We start from the raw sequence: 20,989 nt of genomic DNA, 5'->3' as shown, positions 1-20,989 counted from the left end.
ATGGGCGTGATCAAACCCATCGCGGCTGAAGCCGCCCTGATCGAGGCGCTCGACGGCGCAACCGGCTGGCTGGCGCAATTGCGCGAGGCGACCCGCGTTCAGGGCCTGCCGACGCGCCGCAACGAAATGTGGAAATGGTCGGATCTGCGCCGCGCCGCCGGCGAGATCACATCGGCCGGCAAGATCGCCCTGACAGGTGCTGTCAGTGACGCTATGGAGCCCGCTGACGGCGAGACCGTCGAGCTGGGCGTGTCGGCCAGTGCCGGCGCCAGCGCGGCGGCCCTGGGCCTCACGGTCAAGGCCGGTCGCTCGGTCACGCTGGTGGAGCGCTATCGCGCCGAGGCCGGCTCTCTCGGCAATCTGCATCTCGACATCGCGATCGAGAGCGGCGGGCGGCTGGAACGGATCTGTATCCATGACGAGGCGGAGGCGGGCGTCATGATCGCCTCGGCCAGCATCGATCTCGCCGAACACGCCAATCTGACCCAGATCGCGCTGTCCTTCGGTGGCAAGCTGATCCGCAACGAGACCCATGTCTCGCACGCCGGCGAGCATTCCGAGGCCAATCTGCACGGCGTCTACCTGCTCGATACCGGTCGCCATAATGACTACACGACCTCTGTCCATCATACCGGCCCGGGCGGTATCACGCGCCAGCTGGTCAAGGGTGCCGTTGCGGCCCATGCCCGCGGCGTCTTCCAGGGCAAGTTCAAGGTTGATCGCGCCGCCCAGCTGACCGATGCGAAAATGACCCACCGCGCCCTGATGCTGGATGACCGCGCCGAGATCGACGCCAAGCCCGAGCTGGAAATCTATGCCGACAATGTCCAGTGCGCCCACGGCAATGCCATCGGTGCGCTCGACGAGACGGCGCTGTTCTACATGCGCCAGCGCGGCATCCCGCTGGCCCAGGCACGGGCGCTGCTGATCGAGAGCTTCCTCGCCGAGCCGCTGGATTTCGTCAGCGATGAGGCCTTGCGCGATGAATTGCGCGCGGCTCTGCAGCAGCGATTGAGGGCGATCTCATGACGGCTCAGCCCAAAGCAGTGAACGCGCCGCTCAATATCCCGGCGATCCGCAATGAATTCCCGATCCTGCAGCGCGAGATCAATGGCAAGCCGCTCGTCTATCTCGATAATGCCGCCTCGGCGCAGAAGCCGGAATTCGTCATTGAAAGCGTCGCCGGGGTCTACCGGGCCTATTATGCCAATGTGCATCGCGGCCTGCATACTCTCGCCAATGAATCCACCGAAGCCTTCGAACTGGCGCGCGAGGATGTGCGCCGTTTCATCAATGCGGCGCGCAGCGAAGAGATCGTTTTTACCCGTGGCTCGACCGAGGCGATCAATCTGGTCGCCCACTCTTTCGGCCAGAACCTGGTCGCCGGCGATGAAATCATCATCAGCCGGATGGAGCATCACTCCAATATCGTGCCGTGGAGAATGCTGGCCGATGCCAAGGGGTTAACCCTGAAATGGGCCGATGTGAATGCGGCCGGCGAGCTGGATTATCCACAGCTGGCAGACATGGTTAATGGCCGCACGAAACTGATCGCCATCAGCCATATGTCGAATGTGCTCGGCACGATCAATAATGCCGAACGCATCATGGAGATTGCCCGCTCTGCCGGCGTGCCCGTCCTGTTCGACGGCTCGCAATCGGCGGTCCATATCCCCGTCGACATGCAGGCGCTGGGCTGTGATTTCTTCGTCTTCACCGGCCACAAGCTCTACGGCCCATCCGGTATTGGCGTGCTCTATGCCAGGGGCGACTGGCTTGATCGCCTGCCCCCCTTCATGGGCGGTGGCGAGATGATTGCCGATGTCTATGAGGACCGGCTGACCTTTGCCGACCCGCCACACAAGTTCGAAGCCGGCACGCCGCCCATCGCCGATGCGATCGGGCTTGGCGCTGCGATCCGCTGGCTCGAGCGCCATGACCGCGCCGCCATCATGGAACATGAGCGCGCCCTGATGGATCGCGCCGTCACTGGCATGGCTGCGATTGAGGGCGTGCGCATTATCGGCACGGCTCAGGACAAGGGCGCCATCATCAGCTTCGCCATGGAGGGCGCGCATCCCCATGATATCGCGCAAATCCTCGACAAGTACGGCATCGCCGTCAGGGCAGGGCATCACTGCGCCCAGCCCCTGATGCGCCATATGGGCGTCAATGCCACGGCGCGCGCCAGTTTCGCCATTTACAATACAATCGAAGAGGCCGATGCGTTCGTCGACGCATTGAAAAAGGCCCGTGACTTTCTCATCTAGGTAAGACCATGACCGATAGCACCACCAGAGACGTGATCGATCTTTCCGGATCGCCCGCCATGACGCAGCCCGAAGCGGCCGTTGCCGCACCGGCCGACGTCGATGCGCCAAAGCCCGAACCGATTCCGGCCGAGGAACTGGCCCGGATTACCGATGAGATCATAGTCCAGCTCAAGACCGTCTATGATCCGGAGATCCCGGTCGATATCTATGAGCTTGGCCTGATCTACAAGGTCGACCTCGAAGATGACCGCACCTTGAAAGTGGTGATGTCGCTGACCGCGCCAGGCTGTCCCGTGGCGGGTGAAATGCCCGGCTGGGTCCATGATGCCGTGGCGCGGGTCGACGGCGTCAACAAGGCCGAGGTCGAGCTGACCTTCGATCCGCCCTGGACCCCGGACCGCATGTCGGACGAGGCCCGGCTTTCCCTGAACATGTTTTGACGGACGGAAAACCCATCATGGCACGACGCGAGAGACCCAAGGCCGTTACCCTGTCGGACGCTGCAGCGACACGGGTTAAATCCATCATGGCCATGCGCGGCGCCGGCTTCCTGCGGGTTGGCGTCAAGAATGGCGGCTGCGCCGGCATGGAATATGTGATGGACTATGTCGACGAGCCGGAGGCGCTCGACGAGCGCGTCGAGGACAAGGGTGTCGAGATCGTGCTCGAATCCAAGGCCCTGCTCTTCCTGCTCGGCACCGAGCTCGATTATGAGACGACGGCGCTGCATTCCAAATTCGTCTTCCGCAATCCCAATCAGACCGATGCCTGCGGTTGCGGCGAGAGCGTCACCATCGTGCCGGTACGCGAGAATTGAGCATGCTCCAGCTGATCTATTCGCCAACCTCACCCTATGCCCGCAAGTGCCGGATTCTGGTGCGCGAACTGGGGCTGGAGCCGGCCATCACCGAGACCGCCGCCAATCCTTTCGAGGATGATGAAATTCTGCTGCGCGCCAACCCGCTCGGCCGCGTGCCCTGTCTGGTGATGGATGATGGCCGCGCCCTGACCGAGAGCGCCCTGATCGCGGCCTGGCTCAATGCGCGGGCCGCCAATCCCTGGCTCTCCGACTGGGATGACCGCCGGCTTGAGGCCCTGGGCCATGGTCTGCTCGACCTGGCCGTGGCCCGCCGGGTGGAGATGGTTCGTGAACCGGGCTTGTTCTGTGATTTCTGGATTACCCGGCGCGAGCGCGGCATCTTGCGGGCGCTTGATGAGCTGGAGGTCGAAATGGCCATGCTGGCCAGCCCGGTCAGCCTCGGCGCGTTGACGATTGCCGTGGCGCTCGATTATCTCGATTTCCGCTATCCCGAGAGCCAATGGCGCCGGCAGCACAGTGCGCTGGCAGCTCTGCATGAGGGCTGGGCGGCCCGGGCGAGCTTCATAGCCACCGCACCACCGCCGGGCTGATCCAGGATTGACGGCCGACATGAAGACGCCGCCCTTTTGGGGGCGGCGTCTTCATGTCAGATCTGCGGCTGGCCTGGCTCAGGCGGCATCGCGCCCGAGCTGCAATTCCGCACCATCCGTGGTCGTGCGGTTGCGGCCTTCGGTTTTCGAACGATAGAGATGGGTGTCGGCGCGCTCTATCAGCGACTCTATGGATTCGCCGGCCTGGAAGCTCGCAATCCCCATCGAGATGGTGATATTGCCGAGATCCTCATTGGTCGATTTGCGCAGCAATTTCTTGGATTCGACCGTGCGCCGGATCTTTTCAGCGATTTCGTGCGCTTCCTGCGGCGTGGCTGCGGGCATGACAATGCCGAATTCCTCGCCGCCATAGCGGGCCACGACATGGGTTTCAGGGGCATGCCGGGTGAGGCAGCCCGCGACAAAGCGGATAATCTGGTCGCCGGTCTGATGGCCCCAGGTATCATTGAAGCGTTTGAAGAAATCGATGTCGCACAGGACCAGGCTCAGCGGCGTGCCATGACTGTCGGCTTCGCGGCGGGCCTTGCGCAGGCTCTCATCGAAACGTTTGCGATTGGCAATGCCGGTGAGGGCGTCAGTCATCGCCTCTTCACGGACACGCTCGAGATTGTCGCGCAATTTGGTGACTTCCTTGGAAGTCGCTTGCAATTTGTGCTCAAGATCATGGCTGCGGCGCTGCATTTTCGCCGTGGCGTTGACCAGCGACTCGACGAGCTTTTTGATGCCCGGATCGGTGACAGCTTCGCCGAGCTGTGAGGTTGCGCCCGCCAGGGTCTCGCCATAGGCGAGGGTGTCGGCCTCGGCGGCCAGCAGGGTCTCACGGACATTGCCGAGTTCCCGGCTCATCATGCCGCCGCTTTCCAGAATCGCGTCCTGGATGGCATGCCACTGAAAATACTGGTCGAACAATTCCGTACTGACTTCAGCGGTGAAGGCGAGTTCGGACTGGATGTGGTTGCGAACGGTTTCACAAAGCTCAGGATTGGTGTCGCTGGCAAAGCTCACCCAGACGGCATAATTTTCAGGGGTCGGGGGAACATTGAACTGCTCCATGAGGTCCAGCGCTTTTTGCGCGAACTCCTTGCCGTCCTTGCCCAATAAACGTCCGTTCACGAGAAACCCTTCCCTGTCGAGCTCCCCGCTGGCATCGGGGGCCTTTCAAACAAGCTAGCCGCGAAAGGAAAAGAAGAGGTAAAAATCGCTCATACGATATGAGTTAATTGGAACGGGCGCAGCCTGACGGCTGCCGCCCGATCCTGTCGGCGCCGCCTCAGCCCTGGGTCTGCATGAAGCCGGGCACGTGTTCGCCAAAGCCGACCACATCACGGTCGGGGCCATCGCCCTGGCCGCGGCGGGAGCCGGACTTGCGCTCGCCAGAGCGTGGATTGCGCGGCGATTCTGTCTTCGCGGCCGGCGCTTTCTGGCGCGGCTCCGGGGTCACGGGTGCCGGTTTGGCAGCCGCTTCCATGCGAGCCGGTGCTGCGGCGGGCGTAGCGGGTTGGACGGCCGCAGCTGCCGGTGTTTCGGCCTCTGCCGGCGTTGCCGGAGTGGCCTGTGCCTTGGACTCGCGCGGTTTGCGGGTCGAGCGGCGTCCGCGCGGGGTCCGCTGCGTGGCGGGTTCTTCGCTCGCTTGCGATGCGGCGTCGGCTGCGGTTGCGGGGGCCTCCACGGCGGCGTCGGCCCCGGCGGCGGGTGGCTTTGCCACGGCGGCAACCGGCGGGGTGCCGTCGAGCGGGAGATCCGGTATGTCCTGGCGGATCAGCTTCAGTATGGCGGCCAGATTTTTCTCGTCGCCGGGCGCCATGATGGTGATCGACGTGCCCGCCTTGCCGGCGCGTCCGGTCCGGCCGATCCGGTGCACATAGTCATCCGAATGGTGCGGCATGTCATAATTGAAGACGTGGCTGACATCGGGAATGTCGAGACCGCGCGCCGCGACATCGCTGGCGACGAGGAAGCGGATGCTGTCATCCTTGAACCCGGCCAGGGTCGCGGTGCGAACCGATTGATCGAGATCGCCATGGATCGGCGATGCCGGAATGCCGTGTTTCGTCAGCTCGCGCGCGACCGTATCGACATCGCGCTTGCGGTTGCAGAAAATGATGCCGTTCTTGACGCCGGTCCGCGACATGGCGTCGCGCAAGGCTGCCCGCTTGGTCTTCGGCTGGGCATCGCCAACGCGGACGAGATATTGCTCGATATTGGCGCCGGCGGTGGCCGGGCGGCCGACTTCGACGCGGATCGGATCATTGAGGAAGCGGTCGATCAGGCTCTTGATCTCGTTCGGCATGGTGGCCGAGAAGAACAGGGTCTGGCGGCGCGGCGGGGTCAGCGAGAAAATCTTTTCCAGATCGGGGATGAAGCCCATGTCCAGCATACGATCGGCTTCATCGACGACGAGGATCTGGACGCCATTGAGCAGCAGCTTGCCACGGCCGAAATGGTCGAGAAGCCGGCCCGGGGTCGCGATCAGGACATCGGCACCGCGATCGAGAATGGCCTGTTGGGGACCGAAGGCGACGCCACCGATCAGCAGGGCCATCGAGAGGCGCTGGCCCTTGGCATAGGCCTCAAAGTTTTCGGCGCACTGGGCGGCGAGTTCGCGGGTTGGTGCGATGATGAGGGAGCGGGGCATGCGGGCCTTGGCCCGGCCGCGCGAAAGCAGTTCGATCAGGGGCAGCACAAAGGCCGCTGTCTTGCCGGTGCCGGTCTGGGCAATGCCCAGAACGTCGCGTCCGGTCAATGCAGGCTTGATGGCGCCGGCCTGGATCGGTGTCGGTTCTGTGTAGCCGGCCGCGGTGATTGCGGTGAGCAGTTTCGGACTTAACCCGAGGTCTTCGAACGTCATGGCGTCCTTTAAAATCTGAAGCAGCAATAGCTGGGAGCAAAAATGACGTGGCCGCGCCGAAAGGGCGCGGCCACGAATGCAGGGGCAAAATACGTTTCCTGTGCGTTCTGTCAACGTACAGGCGGTATTTCATCAACGCCGATAGGCGAAAGGCGTCTCGTCAGTGATATTGATGTAACGGTCGCGAAGCTGGGTTTCGCGTGACGTCATCGCGGTTGGTTCGCCATTGATCAGCATCGCCACCGGCGCGCTCATCACTTCGAGGGGATCGCCATCCCAGACCACGACATCACCGGTATAGCCCGCCGCGAGAGCGCCGAAGCGATCCCCGACGCCGTAGATTTCCGCCGGTGTCAGCGAGATCGCCCGGAAGGCCGCATCCCATGGCACGCCATGCGCGACGGCATTGCCGGCATGCTGGGTCAGCAGGCGGGCATTGAAATACCCGTCTGCCGATTGAGTCGTGTAGGCAAATGTCACGCCAGCCTGTTGCAGGCGTGCTGCACCTTCCAGGGTCGAGCCGAGGGCGTCGAAGGAGCTGGGCAGATTGCGGATCGGGTCGATCAGGACCGGCACGCCGGCCGCGGCCAGCTCGTCGGCCACCATCCAGGCTTCGGCACCGCCGGCGATCACCAGCTGCATCGGCGCATGTTCGGTCCGGAAACGCAGCGCGCGGCGGATATCCGCTGCCCGATCGAGTTCCATCACCAGCGGCACACGTCCGCGCACCACAGGCACCAGGGCCGCCGCATCATAGCGATTGAGGGCATCGCCCTGATGATCGCCACTGAAACGGCCGGGATAGCCCCGGGCGTCGGCAAAGGCGGCGTCCAGATAGGTCCAGGCCGCCGAGCGTGAACCGCCCGCCGTCGAGGCACCGGACTGGCTCAGATCGGCGACGACGAAACTACCGGTTTCGAACAGCGAGGTATCGGAGCCGCTGGTGTCGATCAGGCCACCCTGGCCGGCGAAGATATTCCAGCCGGTTCCCGGATAGAGCGCCGCCCGCGTGATGCCGCCAAGCCGGTTGGAATCGATATGCATTCCGGCCGGATTGAAACTGTCGGCGACATCCAGGGCAACCGAATAGGGCGACTCATCCGCGCTGGTATCATTGGTCGAGCCTTCCAGCGCGACCTCGATCAGGCCAAGCTGGGTGACCGGGGCGAAAATGCCCGGCGTGATCCAGCCACCATCGGCGTCGATCACCGTGGTGCCGACCGGGATGGTGACATCGCCGCCAACGGCAACGATCGAGCCATCACGAACCAGAACGGTGCCGTTCTCGATAATGCCGGCATCGGTATTGGTGACGACGCGGCCATTGGTGACGGCGTAGGACTGGGCGAGGCCTGGCGCAGCCAGGGCCATGCTCAGTGCAAGAGCAGAGATGAAGCGTTGCATTATTGGTCTCCCTCACCGGGTTGGCCGAGCATGAAGTCGCGGACGGGCTGCATGTCCTCATCGCGGCGATCATAGCTCAGCGCACCGTCGATCCAGACGCGGTCGGCGCGTGCGTAAGTGCTGAACGGGTCGGCGGACCACAGCACGATATCGGCGCGTTTGCCGACTTCCAGCGAGCCGGTCTGATCGGCAATGCCCAGCGCGGTGGCCGGGTTGGAGGTCAGCCAGCGCCAGGCTTCGGCGTCGGAGATATCAATCCCGGCGCGGCGGCCATCGGCCAGCGCCTTGGCGACTTCCTGGTTGAGGCGCTGAATACCCATATCGCTATCGGAATGGATCATGGCGCAGGCGCCGCCTGCATGCACCATCGGCAGGTTTTCACGGATGGAGTCATAAGCTTCCATCTTGAAGCCGCCCCAATCGGCCCAGACGGCGGCGCAGGTGCCGTTTTCCGCCAGCAGATCGGGGATTTTATAGGCTTCCACGGCGTGGTGGAAAGTTGTGACCTGATAGTCGAACTCACGGGAGAGATCGATGATCTGCGCCATCTGGTCGGCGCGATAGCAATGCATCTGGACGAGAATCTCGCCGTCGAGCACGCCCATCAGTGTGTCGAGTTCGAGATTGCGGCTTGGCGGCGAAGCGTCCTCACCGGCCTCGGCGCTGTCCCAGTAATCATTCCAGCTGGTGCGGTATTCCACCGCGCTCTGCCAGGCGGCGCGATAGCCGGCCATATTGCCCATATCGGTGGCCGGTGACTGGCCACGGCCGCCATAGACGCGCGACGGGTTTTCGCCGCAGGCCATTTTCAGCGTGTAGGGCGCGTCGGGGAATTTCATGCCCTGGACGGTCCGCGACGGGACATTGCGCAGGGTGATGCCGCGGCCACCAAACAGATTGGCCGAGCCCGGCAGGATATTGAGTGTCGTCACACCGCCGGCGAGGGCGGCTTCGAAACCGACATCCTGGGGCCAGACCGAATGCTCGGCCCAGACCTCGGCGGTGACCGGCGAGGTGGCTTCATTGCCGTCATTATGGGCATTGACGCCGGGCGAGGGGTAATCACCCAGATGGGAGTGGATATCGATAATGCCAGGTGTCACATAACGGCCGGCGGCATCGATCACGGTGGCGCCCTCGGGGGCTTCCAGACCGGTTCCCACCGCGGCGATACGGCCATTCTCGACCAGGACATCGCCGCCCTCGATCCGGCCGCCAATACCGTCAAACACGGTGGCGTTCTGGATCAGGGTGACGCCGCTGGCGCGCGGCACATAGGTCGAAGGGTAGGGATCAAGGCTGTAGCGAACGACATCGCCGCTCTCGCTACTGGCCGATTGTGTCTCGCCGCCCGGGGTTCCGGTCTCGCCGCTACACGCCGCCAGTGCAAAGACGGCGGCAAGCGCCGTCGCTGGCATCCATGCTTTCAAGGTCATTGTGATTGCTTCCCCAATAGCGCCCGCTGAATCACACGCGGGCAAAGTTGAGGGAATAGAACGCGTTTGCAGCCCTTGCGTCAAATTAACGATTTGGTCATGTGCGGATACGCCCCGACACCAGTGCACAGCTCAGCGCCGTCGATCCGCGACCCGTTCTCGGATAAGTCTGGGCCATGACCCAGCACGCCCCGTTCGATATCTTTCTCGTCACCGCGCCCGGCCTGGAAGCCATGCTCTGCGCCGAACTGGTGGAGAAGGGCTTTGCCGGCCCGGTTGCTGAATCCGGCGGTGTCACGATCAAGGGCGGCTGGCCCGACGTCTGGCGCGCCAATCTGGATATCCGCGGCGCCAGCCGGGTGCTCGCCCGCATCGGATCCTTCCATGCCGTGCATCTGTCCCAGCTCGACAAGCTGGCGCGGCGTTTCCCCTGGGGCGAGGTACTGCGTCCCGATGTGCCCGTACGCGTCGATGCGAGCTCGAAACGTTCGAAAATCTATCATGCCGGCGCCGCCGCCCAGCGCATCGAGACCGCGATCCGCGAGGAGCTTGGCGCGACGATCAGTGCCGACGCCGCCGTGCAGGTGAGGGCGCGCCTGGAGGATAATCTGTGCACGCTCAGTATCGATACATCCGGCGAGCTCCTGCACAAGCGCGGCTATAAACAGGCCGTCGCCAAGGCCCCGATACGCGAAACCCTCGCCGCGCTCTTCCTGCGCCAGTGCGGCTATGCGGGCACGGAGCCGGTCCTTGACCCGATGTGCGGTTCGGGCACCTTCGTCGTAGAGGCCGCCGAGATTGCCGCTGGCCTGGCGCCGGGCCGGGCGCGGGAATTCGCTTTCGAGCAGCTGGTCGGCTTTGATCAGGCGGCCTGGGACAAGATGCGAATCCCGCGCGAACCGCGCGAGACCGATCTGCGCTTTTACGGCTCGGACCGCGACGCCGGCGCCATCCGCGTCGCCCGTGACAATGCCGAACGCGCCGGCGTGTCGCATCTGACGCAATTCCAGCAATGCCCCGTCTCCGAGCTGGAGGTGCCCGATGGCCCGCCCGGCCTGGTGATGATCAACCCGCCCTACGGCACCCGCATCGGCAACAAGACCGCCCTCCAGGGCCTCTATCGCGGCCTCGGCAAGACACTGATGACCCGCTTTGCCGGCTGGCGGGTCGGGCTGGTCACCACCGAAGTCTCGCTCGCCAAGGCGACGCGCCTGCCGTTTGGCGCGCCGGGGCCTTATATCGATCATGGCGGGTTGAAAGTGCGGTTGTTCCGGACTGAGGTGTTGGGGTAGGGGGCTCCGCCCCCTTCTTTTTCCAATAAAACAATAGTTTGTCATCCCTGACGGATGCCCGGAAGCGAAGCTGTCCGGGCGCAGATCAGGGACCCAGACGCCCGACAGATGGCCGCTTGTCTCACTGGTTGGGCGACAGAAACTCCACTGTGGCGCGTCTGGGTCCCGAGTCTGCGCCCCGCCTGCGCGGGGCATCCGCCCGGGATGACAAGGGTTTGTTTTTTGGGTGTAAATTGCATATCGAGGATGACGGGCGCGGCGGCGGCCGGCATGGCACCTTATCCCCGCCCTCAGCCAATTATCCCACATCACCCCGGCGAAGGCCGCGACCCCGGGCCAGCAAGTGCGGAGCCGGGCCGAGCGAGGTCCTGACTTGCGTCAGGATGACGATTTTTGAGCCAACTTATCCCCGCCCCCTCGCACCTGGCCCATAATCACCGCATCGGCAGCCGAGCGGGGCGTTTCTAGACCGTCTGGTGATGTGGTGGCCGTGCGATGCCTCGAGTGGACGGGAAATAACGGTCCCGGACCATGAAAGAGCGGACGAGAGAGACGGCGATCCTGGAGGCTCGCCCACTGACGGTGCCCAGACCCTGATACCGGCCACGGCCGGGACGTGACAGATAGGGGTCTGAACGGGCGGATTGGCGCGACCGGGGGTGACGTCCCGACAGGGCCAGTCTACCCCTCGCGATGGTGGGGTGAGGCCAAGCGGCCCACAGAGTCGGCAGGCTTAGAATTCGTTGGACAAGACAAGTCGCGGCGTCTGGAAAAACATCGCGTGCGGGAAGATCCGAAGGATCGGATTTTCACTAAAGCGCTTAATGAGACAAGGGTTCGACGGATCTTCCCGTGCATCCCGCCTGGTCACTGCCCATCCCTCCAGCGGTTCGCCGCGTGGAGATTTTGGTGTGCGCTGGAGCATTTTCAGCAAAAGTGGGAACCGGTTTTGCGGTTCGAAAATGCGAAAAAACAAGGATTCGCGCCGCATCAGCGGCGCTAGATGTCCAGCGTGCTGATTTCCGGCGCATGTTCCTGGATATAGGCGAAGCGCAATTCCGGCTTCTTGCCCATCAGGGTTTCCACCAGTGCCTCGACCGTCGGCAAACCGCCCTCGGGGATGGTGACGCGCGCCAGGGTGCGCACGCCGGGATCCATGGTGGTGGTTTTCAGCTGCGCCGGGGTCATTTCGCCGAGGCCCTTGAAGCGGCCGATATCGACCTTGGCCGAGCCCTTGAACTCGTCGCGCAGGAGCTGGTCACGATGGATTTCATCGCGGGCATAGAGGGTGTGGCTGCCCTGGGTCAGGCGGAAGAGCGGTGGCTGGGCCAGATAGAGGCGGCCGGCATGGATCAGCTCGGGCATGGAGGTGAAGAAGAATGTGATCAGCAGGGCAGCGATATGGGCACCGTCGACATCGGCATCGGTCATGATGACGATGCGCTGATAGCGCAATTCCTCAAGCTTGAATTTCGAGCCGGTCTGGCAGCCCAGCGCCAGTTGCAGATCGCTGATCTCCTGATTCGCCGCGACCTTGTCGCTGGCCGAGGAGACGACATTGATGATCTTGCCGCGCAGGGGCAGGATGGCTTGTGTCTTGCGATTGCGCGCCTGTTTGGCCGAACCGCCGGCGGAATCACCCTCGACCAGGAAGAGCTCGGTGCCATCGGCATCGGCGCGCGAGCAATCGGCCAGCTTTCCCGGCAGGCGCAGGCGGCGCGAGGCCGACTGGCGCTTGACGGTCTTTTCCTTGCGGCGGCGCAGCCGGTCCTCGGCGCGTTCGATCGCCCATTCGACCAGTTTGGTCGCTTCCTTCGGAGAGCCGGCCAGCCAGTGATCGAACTGGTCGCGTACGGCCATCTCGACCAGTTTGGCCGCTTCCGGCGAGGCGAGTCTTTCCTTGGTCTGGCCCTGGAATTCCGGCTCGCCGATAAAGACCGAGACCAGCGACCCGGCTCCGCCGAGCACATCATCGGGGGTGATCAGGGCCGCTTTCTTGGCGTGGCTGTGATCGGCATAGGCGCGCAGACCCTTGGTGATGGCGGCGCGGAAACCCTGTTCATGCGTGCCGCCCTGGGGTGTTGGCACGGTGTTACAAAAAGTCTGGCAAAACCCGTCGGCCTCGCTGCCAAAACCATTGCTCGACCAGGCCATCGCCCATTCGACACCGCCGCCATCATCGGGGCGCTCGACCTTGCCTGTGAAGGCTTCGCTCGTGACCAGGGCGGATTTGCCCGTCATTTCCGCGAGCCGGTCGGCCAGCCCGCCGGGGAAGCACAACACGGTCTCGGACGGGATGTCCGTGCCCTCGACCATGGATTCAGGGCAGCGCCACAAAATCTTGACGCCGCGGCGCAGGAAGGCTTTCGACCGTGCCATCGCATAGACGCGCGCCGGGCTGACCTTCATCTTGTCGCCGAAAATCTCGGTATCGGGCAGGAAGCGGATGCGGGTGCCGCGGCGATTGGCGGTCGCGCCGACGCGGACGATCGGGCCGAGCGGCAGGCCGCGCGAGTAATTCTGCGACCAAAGGACTTTTTCGCGGGCGACTTCAACCTCGAGCACCGAGGAGAGGGCGTTGACGACGGAAATGCCGACGCCGTGCAGACCGCCGGAGGTCTTGTACGCCTTGTCGGAGAACTTGCCGCCAGCATGCAATATGGTCAGCACGACTTCCAGCGCCGACTTGTCGGGGAATTTCGGGTGCGGGTCGACCGGGATGCCGCGGCCATTATCGGTGACGGTGATATAGCCGTCCTCATCGAGCGAGACCTCGATCCGGTCGGCCCAGCCGGCCACGGCCTCATCCATCGAATTGTCGAGGATTTCGGCGAAGAGATGGTGATAGGCGCGCTCATCCGTGCCGCCAATATACATGCCCGGCCGGCGGCGCACGGCTTCCAGGCCTTCGAGGACCTCGATCTGGGCGGCGGAATAGCCTGCCGGCGGCGTCGCATCAGGGATGGGCGCAGGCGAGGCGGAAAACAGGTCGGATTGCGAACTTGGTGATGACATCGGGTCAACATGCCCGAGTCGGCGCCTCTAGGGGAGATTCAAAACAGCCAAAAACGGTGGGAAAGCCGCCGCTCACAGCCATTGATCTGCGTTTGATAGCGCTCCGCGTCGCGGGCGACATCGGCGGCGACATTCACCAGCCAGCCCTTGGACCGATACGAGCCGCGGTTAAAACCGCCATGGCCCTCATGATAAGACAGGTAGAGATCGCGCGCATTGTCTGAAGCGATGCCGGATAACTGCCGGCTCTTGGAGGCGTACCAGCCGACGAAATCGACGGCGTCACCGAAATTATTGCGATTGGCGCCGCCGCGTCCGGTGTCCTCGCGATACCAGTCCCAGGTGCCGTCGAGCGCCTGGGCATAGCCATACGCGCTGGAGGGGCGGCGGCCCGGAATAACGCCGAACAGGCGGTTGCGTGCCGGCCGGGCATGGGCGTTGAAACTGGATTCACGCTTGAGGATGGCCAATTGCACGCCGGGCGGCACGCCCCAGCGGCGCTCGGTGCGCTGGATCGCGCGCCACCAGGCACGATTGTCTTCCAGGATCAGGCACACATCCGCCGTCTGCGACGGGGTTGGCGTCGTGCAGGCAGTCAGGCCGGCAAGGGCCAGGCAGACGAGGAGGACGGCTGGTTTCATGCCGTGCAGTCTGGCTTGCCAGGGTTAATCGAGTCTTGCCGCTTGCCGGCGGTGCTAGAACACCATCCGCATCACGAGCCGGGCCGTGTGGCGAATGAAGTCCTCGCGCAGGTCGGCATCATAATCGAAGGAGAAGACCGAATAGCCCGATCCCGCCGCAATCCCGAAGCCGAAGATGAAGCCGGTCCCGGGAATCTGCTGCGAGCGCAGGGTGAAAGTGTCGTCATAATCGACGAAATGAGCGTCGGTCTGGGTTTCCCCGCCGCTGAACTCATTGCGGAAACCCGCTTCGATATGGGGCGACCACCAGCTGTCATTGCCGGCATAGCGGGCGCCGAGGGTCATCATCGCGGTGGCCGAAAAACTGCTCGATTCACGGTCCGAGACGACCAGGTCGACGCCGGAGCCGCCGCCGGTTTCGGTGTAGGAACCTTCATAGAGGCCGAGATAATCGATCGATGCCGACGGGCGGAGATAATAATTGCCGGTGGTAAAGTCACGGCCGAGACGGGCCGATGCGGCGACATGATAACCGCTCCAGCTCGCCGAGGGCGAGGCGGTGTAATCGGCGATCACGATGCGGCGGTTGTGCTCGAAACTGTCAAACCCGACGGCGCCATAGATATCCAGTGTGGTTTCGCCGAATTGCGAGCCGGCATAGGCGCCGATCTGGCCCGATACAGCCGACATCGGATCATCAAAGCCGTCGACCTCGGAAATCTCGCTGGCCGAGCCGACGAAATTGATCCCGGCGGCATAGAAGGGACCGAAAGGCTGGTCGAAACCGACCGCCAGGCCGAGGCCGTGGCCGCGATAGCCCGGACCGAAGGACGTGCCGGCGCGGTCGGCATAATAGCCAAATTCCTGCACCCAAAGCCCGCCGGTATTGTCGGGGCTGCGGCGCACCGCATCAAGCCGGTTGGCGAGGGCACCAACGGCACTGTCATTGGTGGCGAGGGCAAACTGGATGGCGCTGGCAGCATATTCCGGCAGCAATTGGTCATAGGCCTGGAAGAAATCACGCTCGGTCGTCAGCGAGGCGATCGCGGCTCCCAGTTCGGCATCATTTTGCCAGACCGAATAGGTCGCGGCATAGGCACCGGCCTGATTGGCATTCATGCCGAGCTGTTCAGCGGTACGACGCTGCAGGGTCAGCGTCAGCGAATTGGCATCATTCGGATCGAAATTCAGCGCTGCCTCGTAGAGATAGGGCGCTGTGGTATCCTGGAGCACATCCAGGGCTTCCTCGATCACCAGGCTGTCAGCCGTCAGCACGACATAGGTCGCGCCTTCGCCAATCAGATTGGTCAGGGCGGAGGTGATCCGCGAACCGGCTTCAAACGTGACCGTGCCGGAGGCATTGATGAAGGCGGCGACATCGAGATCGTGGTTGACCTCGAAGCTCAACACAGCGCCTTCGCCCAAGCGGGCATCGCTGATCACCGTATTGGTTGCGGCGCCCAGTTCCAGGGTGGCGTTGTCGACACTGATCGACAGATCGCCATCGGAATCATGGAGCGCACCGGAGACAAGGCTGCCGCCGGTGATGACCAGCTGATCGGCGCCTGCGCCGAAGCTGAGGCTGCCGCTCACGGTACCGGCTTCAACCTGCAACAGGTCGTCGCCGCTGCCGAACAGGACATCGCCATAGATCGCAAGATTGACATCTTCGTCGACGCCGTCGCGGCGATATTGGCGTACCAGGGTGGCGGTCGTGGCGTGCGAAAGATCCAGCGCGACGGTTTCGTGCGCGACTTCGTCGGCGGTGGTGGGCGCACTATAAAGCGCGGAAATGACGCCGGAGTTCACCACCGAGGTCAGGCTGCCGGACAGATCGCGAACAGCAACAGCGCTGGCGCCTTCGACGCCATTGGCGAACAGGGTGTCTTCATTGACCAGCGAGGGGAGATAGGCCCCGGACTCGATCATGAGGACGCGTGCCGTGGCGCCGGTGCCGACGGCAGTCGCGCGCAGCTCGTCGATATTGGTGATCAGGGGAATGATCGCACCAGAACCGAGGCTGATCGTCGTCGCCACGGCTTCCGCGCCGGGAATGCCATAGGCGAAGGAGCTGACAATGCCGTCATTGAACATGCCGCCGGTGAGGGTTGCGGTCGTACCCGCACCGCCTGCGATGCGGATCGTGTTCGAATCGACACCGTCGAGATCGCCGCTTGACGTGACATTGCCGCGAATGACGAAGCTGTAGCCAAGATGCTGGGCGTCCTGGCTTTCATCGACATCCGTGGTGTCGGGATCATCTTCGACCGCCGCGATGACGACTTCGCCGAGCACGATATCGCTGGCGCCGGCGAAAATATTCAACGTGGGTGCCGAGCCGCGCGTCGAAAGCTGGGAGTTGATCTCGGTGGGCGTATCGATGGTCGGACCGCCAATATAAAGGCCGCCCCCGACACTGCCGCTGAGCACGACCGCGCCGCCACCCTGACGCATGTCATCGTCTTCGAGCTGCTCGAGATAGGATTCGCTCGGGCGTGCCAGGAAACGGTAACCGGTCGTATTGATGCTGCCGCGCAGGGTTATCGCGCCGTCGACATCGCCGAGCACGGAAACGCCAACTGTGCCGTCACCGGTGGCAGAGATGACACCGGCAACATTCAGATCCCCGGAAAGATTGTCCTGGATGTCGATCGCTGCCGAACGGTCGCCGACGATGGTGAGGCGGCCGCGATAATCGACCGAACCATCAATGCCGGTGAGAACACGAATGCCGGCGGAATCATTGCCGCGGACGATTATCTGGCTGCTGGTGGAGAACAGGATGTCACCCGTGAAGACCGCAGCGCCATCGACCAGAACCGCAACCCGGTTGCCACCGATCGCGCCGGGACCATCAAGATCGCCGTCCTCATCGGTGTCGGTCGGGAAGGTTTCGCTGGTAACGACGATCTGGCTGGTGCTGGTGAAGTCGCCGGTATTTCCGCCGACGATGTTGACGCCAACGCCACCATCCGCGTCGGTGGTGACGGAGATCACACCGCCCTGGGTGATGCTGTTATCGCTGTCCAGCGTGACCGCCGGCGTGTCGGTCGTCGTCCGCGTCACGCGGCCGGAACTGGTAATCACAATATTGTCGGCACCGCCGCCATCACCCGAAGTCGAGGTGGCGATCGGGTCGGTAATGGCCGTGGTGACTTCGCGGTCCGCGAAGGCGGCAGGCGCTGCGACAGTCAGCGATACAAGGGCGCTGGCAAACATAAAACGGCGACGCATACCGACTCCTGAACATCCTGGCCGAAAACAGTTCGGCAAAATCGACCTGATTTGTAGCGAATGCAAGACGACTCGTCGACCGTTCTGACGAGCCAAACGCATACAGGCACGGCCGGGATTGCTCCCGGCCGTGCGGCATTGACAGCTCTGACGGGCGAATTGAGCCCTAGCAGGCGTAATACATGTCGAATTCAACCGGATGCGGGTGCATCTCCAGGCGCAGGACTTCTTCCATCTTCAGCTCGATATAGGCGTCGATCTGGTCATCATCCATAACGCCGCCCTTCTTGAGGAAGTCGCGGTCGGCGTCGAGCGATTCGAGGGCTTCGCGCAGCGAACGGCAAACCGTTGGAATGCCTTTCAATTCCTGCGGCGGCAGGTCGTAGAGATCCTTGTCCATCGGATCGCCCGGATCGATCCGGTTCTCAATCCCGTCGAGGCCGGCCATCAGCAGTGAGGCGAAGGTGAGGTAGGGATTACCGGCTGGATCGGGGAAGCGGGTTTCAAGCCGCTTGGCTTTCGGCGAACTCACCCAGGGGATGCGGATCGAGGCCGACCGGTTGCGGGCTGAATAGGCCAGCAGGACCGGGGCTTCATAGCCGGGAACGAGACGCTTATAGCTATTCGTGCTGGCATTGGCGAAGGCATTGATCGCGCGGGCATGTTTGATGATGCCGCCGATATAATGCAGGCAGGTTTCCGACAGATCGGCATAACGGTCGCCGGCGAAGACCGGATTGCCATTCTTCCAGATGGACTGGTGGACATGCATGCCGGTGCCATTGTCATTCCACATCGGCTTGGGCATGAAGGTCGCGGTCTTGCCATAGGCATGGGCGACCATCTTGACCGTGTATTTATACATCTGCATGCGGTCGGCCATGGTGGTCAGCGTGTCGAACTTCATGCCGAGTTCGTGCTGGGCCGGCGCCACTTCATGATGGTGTTTTTCCGGTTTCAGGCCGAGCTCCTCGAGCACGGAGAGCATCTCGGTGCGCATGTCCTGGCAGGTATCGACCGGGTTGACCGGGAAATAGCCGCCCTTCGGCCCGGGCCGGTGGCCCATATTGCCGCCTTCATAATGACGGCCGGAGTTTTGCGTCATCTCCTCGCTATCGATCGAATAGCTCGTTTCAGCCTGGCCCGTCGTGTAGCGCACATCGTCGAAGATAAAGAATTCCGCTTCCGGTCCGATATAGGCAGTGTCGCCGATCCCGGTCGAGGCGAGGAAGGATTCGGCCTTCTTCGCGGTGGTGCGTGGGTCGCGATTATAGGCTTCGCCGGTGCCCGGCTCGAGAACGTCGCACAACAGGATCATGGTCGGCTGCTGGTAGAACGGATCCATGAACATGGCGCTCGGGTCGGGCTTGAGCACCATGTCGGACTCATTGATCGCCTTCCAGCCGGCGATCGAGGAGCCGTCAAACATGATGCCGTCCTCGAAGAAGTCCTCATTCACTTCGGACCGGTCGAAGGTGACATGCTGCAGCTTGCCGCGCGGGTCGGTGAAGCGCAGGTCGACATATTTGATGTCTTCATCATGCAGTTTCTTGATAATTTCGTTGGACATGGGCCAGGCTCCGAATTTGCTGGGCGGCGACAGGGGAGGGTTTAAAGCGCGTCGAGGCCGGTTTCCCCGGTCCGGATGCGGATGACGTGTTCGATCGGGCTGACGAAGATCTTGCCATCGCCGATACGGCCGGTCTGGGCGGCGTTCTGGATCGCCTCGATGGCGGCTTCGACCCGGTCCGCGGGCAGTACCAGCTCGATCTTGATCTTGGGCAGGAAGTCGACGACGTATTCGGCACCGCGATACAGCTCGGTATGGCCTTTCTGACGGCCAAAGCCCTTGGCTTCAATGACAGTCAGGCCTTGCACGCCGATCTCCTGCAGTGCTTCCTTCACGTCATCAAGCTTGAACGGTTTGATGATGGCTTCGATTTTCTTCATGACCGACTCCGAATTCCTTGGGATGACGCTAGTGATGCGCTTGTGCGTTACAAGAGGCAAATGATCCGGGCTAGTATTCCCGCTCACAAATGCCTCACGAACGGGCAGTTGTGCTGCACAATGGAGCGATGATGCCTCTCGACGTGCTCAAGACCGCTGATTGCGGCGCGTGTGACCGCTTTGCCGCCAGCGCCGGTGTGCCGGGTTCGGCATTGATGGAGGCCGCCGGTCTTGCCGTCGCCCGGGCGATCCTGACGCGCTGGGCCCGGCGTCCGGCGCTGATTCTTTGCGGACCAGGCAATAATGGCGGTGATGGCTTGGTTTGTGCCCGGATCTTGCGGCAGGCCGGCTGGCCAGTGCGGCTTGCGCTGCTGGGCGATCCGGCGGGTCTCAGAGGCGATGCCGCCGCGGCGCTGGCGCTCTGGGACGGGCCGGTCGAGGCCATGACAGCAGGATCGCTGGGCGATGCCGGCCTCGTCGTCGATGCGATATTTGGTGCCGGGCTGAGCCGGCCGCTGGATGGCGTTGCGGCGCAACTCGCCATGACCCTTGCAGAGCGTTCAATGCCGGTGATTGCCATTGACCTGCCCAGCGGCATTGGCGGTGATCGCCCCGATCCGGACGGGATCACCTTGCGCGCTGACCTCACTGTGACTTTTCACGCCCGCAAGCCGGCCCATTGCCTCGAGCCGGCGGCCTCGCTGTGCGGCGAGTTGGTGGTCGCCGATATCGGAATCCCCGAGGGCTGGCGCGATGCCGTCACGCCGTTGGGCCGCATCAATGAGGCGGCGCTCTGGCACGGCGCATTGCCCGCGCCGACTGCGGGCACACACAAGCATCAGCGCGGCCGTCTTGTCGTGTTCTCCGGTGGCGCGTCCTCGACCGGCGCGGCGCGGCTGGCGGCCATGGCAGGACTGCGCGCCGGCGCCGGTCTGGTGACGCTGGCCAGTCCGGGTTCGGCGATGCTGGTCAATGCCGGTGCCCTGACGGCCGTGATGCTCAAGCGCTGGGATAGCGAGGCGGATAGTGGCGAATTTCTCACCACGCTGAGGGCCAGCGCCGCCGTGATCGGTCCGGCCGCCGGGGTCGGCGAGACGACTCGCCGGGCGGTCTGCGAGGCCCTGGCCCAGCCGGCGCCGCTGGTGCTCGACGCCGATGCGCTGACCTCATTCGAGAACAGGCCGGTAGACTTGTTTGAGCGGCTGCGCCGCATTGATGTCATCACGCCTCACGCCGGTGAGTTCGAACGCCTCTTTCCCGGCTTGCTCGCAGCATCCGACAATCGAATCGATGCGGCGATCGAGGCGGCGCGGCTGACCGGCTGTGTCGTGCTGCTCAAGGGCGCCGATACGGTGATTGCCGCGCCGGGGCAGGGCGTGGTGATCAATCGTCATGCCAGCCCGGCGCTGGCCACGGCGGGCAGTGGTGATGTCCTTGCGGGTCTGATTGGGGGGCTTCTGGCCCA

General features: G+C 63.2%; 16 protein-coding genes. 7 read left to right on the top strand and 9 right to left on the bottom strand.

What is annotated here, in order from left to right:
• Genes sufD through AAC023_RS00060 form a run of 5 tightly spaced genes read left to right on the top strand, consistent with a single transcriptional unit; the run spans position 1 to position 3,683 of the window.
• Positions 1–1,029, top strand: a complete 1,029-nt coding sequence (gene sufD, locus AAC023_RS00080) for a Fe-S cluster assembly protein SufD (RefSeq protein WP_339736849.1) — start codon at positions 1–3, stop codon at positions 1,027–1,029.
• Complete coding sequence (locus tag AAC023_RS00075) at positions 1,026–2,270, top strand: cysteine desulfurase (protein ID WP_339736847.1); 1,245 nt, start codon at positions 1,026–1,028, stop codon at positions 2,268–2,270. Before sufD ends, AAC023_RS00075 begins: the two co-directional genes overlap by 4 nt.
• Before the next feature lie 8 nt (positions 2,271–2,278).
• Positions 2,279–2,713 (top strand): SUF system Fe-S cluster assembly protein, encoded by a 435-nt coding sequence (locus AAC023_RS00070; RefSeq protein WP_339736845.1) that lies wholly within the window; start codon positions 2,279–2,281, stop codon positions 2,711–2,713.
• 17 nt (positions 2,714–2,730) lie between these two features.
• Positions 2,731–3,090, top strand: a complete 360-nt coding sequence (locus tag AAC023_RS00065; RefSeq protein ID WP_339736843.1) for an iron-sulfur cluster assembly accessory protein — start codon at positions 2,731–2,733, stop codon at positions 3,088–3,090.
• 2 nt (positions 3,091–3,092) lie between these two features.
• Positions 3,093–3,683 (top strand): glutathione S-transferase N-terminal domain-containing protein, encoded by a 591-nt coding sequence (locus AAC023_RS00060; RefSeq protein ID WP_339736841.1) that lies wholly within the window; start codon positions 3,093–3,095, stop codon positions 3,681–3,683.
• 78 nt (positions 3,684–3,761) lie between these two features.
• Here AAC023_RS00060 and AAC023_RS00055 read toward each other — a convergent pair whose 3' ends face one another.
• The 4 genes from AAC023_RS00055 to AAC023_RS00040 all read right to left on the bottom strand — a co-directional run bounded on the left by AAC023_RS00055 (position 3,762) and on the right by AAC023_RS00040 (position 9,374).
• The gene (locus AAC023_RS00055) at positions 3,762–4,817 is read right to left on the bottom strand and encodes a GGDEF domain-containing protein (protein ID WP_339736839.1); all 1,056 of its coding nucleotides are present in this window, start codon (positions 4,815–4,817) and stop codon (positions 3,762–3,764) included.
• A gap of 157 nt (positions 4,818–4,974) precedes the next feature.
• A complete protein-coding gene (locus tag AAC023_RS00050) occupies positions 4,975–6,552 on the bottom strand; it encodes a DEAD/DEAH box helicase (RefSeq protein ID WP_339736836.1) in 1,578 nt (525 codons plus the stop codon).
• A gap of 132 nt (positions 6,553–6,684) precedes the next feature.
• Positions 6,685–7,956 carry an amidohydrolase family protein gene (locus AAC023_RS00045; protein ID WP_339736834.1) on the bottom strand — a complete coding sequence of 424 codons (1,272 nt, stop codon included), beginning with the start codon at positions 7,954–7,956 and terminating at the stop codon, positions 6,685–6,687.
• Positions 7,956–9,374 carry an amidohydrolase gene (locus tag AAC023_RS00040; protein ID WP_339736832.1) on the bottom strand — a complete coding sequence of 473 codons (1,419 nt, stop codon included), beginning with the start codon at positions 9,372–9,374 and terminating at the stop codon, positions 7,956–7,958. The genes AAC023_RS00045 and AAC023_RS00040 overlap by 1 nt, the downstream gene beginning before the upstream one ends.
• 194 nt (positions 9,375–9,568) lie before the next feature.
• Here AAC023_RS00040 and AAC023_RS00035 point away from each other — a divergent pair, with 194 nt between their 5' ends.
• Positions 9,569–10,684, top strand: coding sequence for a class I SAM-dependent RNA methyltransferase (locus AAC023_RS00035; protein WP_339736830.1), 1,116 nt, complete (start codon positions 9,569–9,571; stop codon positions 10,682–10,684).
• A 999-nt stretch (positions 10,685–11,683) separates the two neighbouring features.
• Here the strand turns inward: AAC023_RS00035 and parE are convergent.
• The 5 genes from parE to AAC023_RS00010 all read right to left on the bottom strand — a co-directional run bounded on the left by parE (position 11,684) and on the right by AAC023_RS00010 (position 19,524).
• The gene (gene parE, locus AAC023_RS00030; protein WP_339736828.1) at positions 11,684–13,699 is read right to left on the bottom strand and encodes a DNA topoisomerase IV subunit B; all 2,016 of its coding nucleotides are present in this window, start codon (positions 13,697–13,699) and stop codon (positions 11,684–11,686) included.
• A gap of 38 nt (positions 13,700–13,737) precedes the next feature.
• Positions 13,738–14,340, bottom strand: a complete 603-nt coding sequence (locus AAC023_RS00025) for a hypothetical protein (RefSeq protein ID WP_339736826.1) — start codon at positions 14,338–14,340, stop codon at positions 13,738–13,740.
• Positions 14,341–14,394: 54 nt separating this feature from the next.
• Complete coding sequence (locus AAC023_RS00020) at positions 14,395–17,574, bottom strand: autotransporter domain-containing protein (protein ID WP_339736824.1); 3,180 nt, start codon at positions 17,572–17,574, stop codon at positions 14,395–14,397.
• A 166-nt stretch (positions 17,575–17,740) separates the two neighbouring features.
• Entirely contained in the window at positions 17,741–19,144 is a 1,404-nt protein-coding gene (gene glnA / locus AAC023_RS00015; protein WP_339736822.1) for a type I glutamate--ammonia ligase, read from the bottom strand.
• Positions 19,145–19,185: 41 nt separating this feature from the next.
• Entirely contained in the window at positions 19,186–19,524 is a 339-nt protein-coding gene (locus AAC023_RS00010; protein WP_339736820.1) for a P-II family nitrogen regulator, read from the bottom strand.
• 128 nt (positions 19,525–19,652) lie between these two features.
• Between AAC023_RS00010 and AAC023_RS00005 the strand changes: the two genes are divergently transcribed.
• On the top strand, positions 19,653–20,989 hold a 1,337-nt coding region (locus tag AAC023_RS00005; RefSeq protein WP_339736818.1), incomplete at its 3' end, for an NAD(P)H-hydrate dehydratase.

The organism is uncultured Maricaulis sp., from assembly GCF_963976135.1.
In the GTDB taxonomy this organism is placed as follows: domain Bacteria; phylum Pseudomonadota; class Alphaproteobacteria; order Caulobacterales; family Maricaulaceae; genus Maricaulis.
Note: the sequence above shows the minus strand (reverse complement) of the source record. Positions and strands in the feature narration are given on the sequence as shown.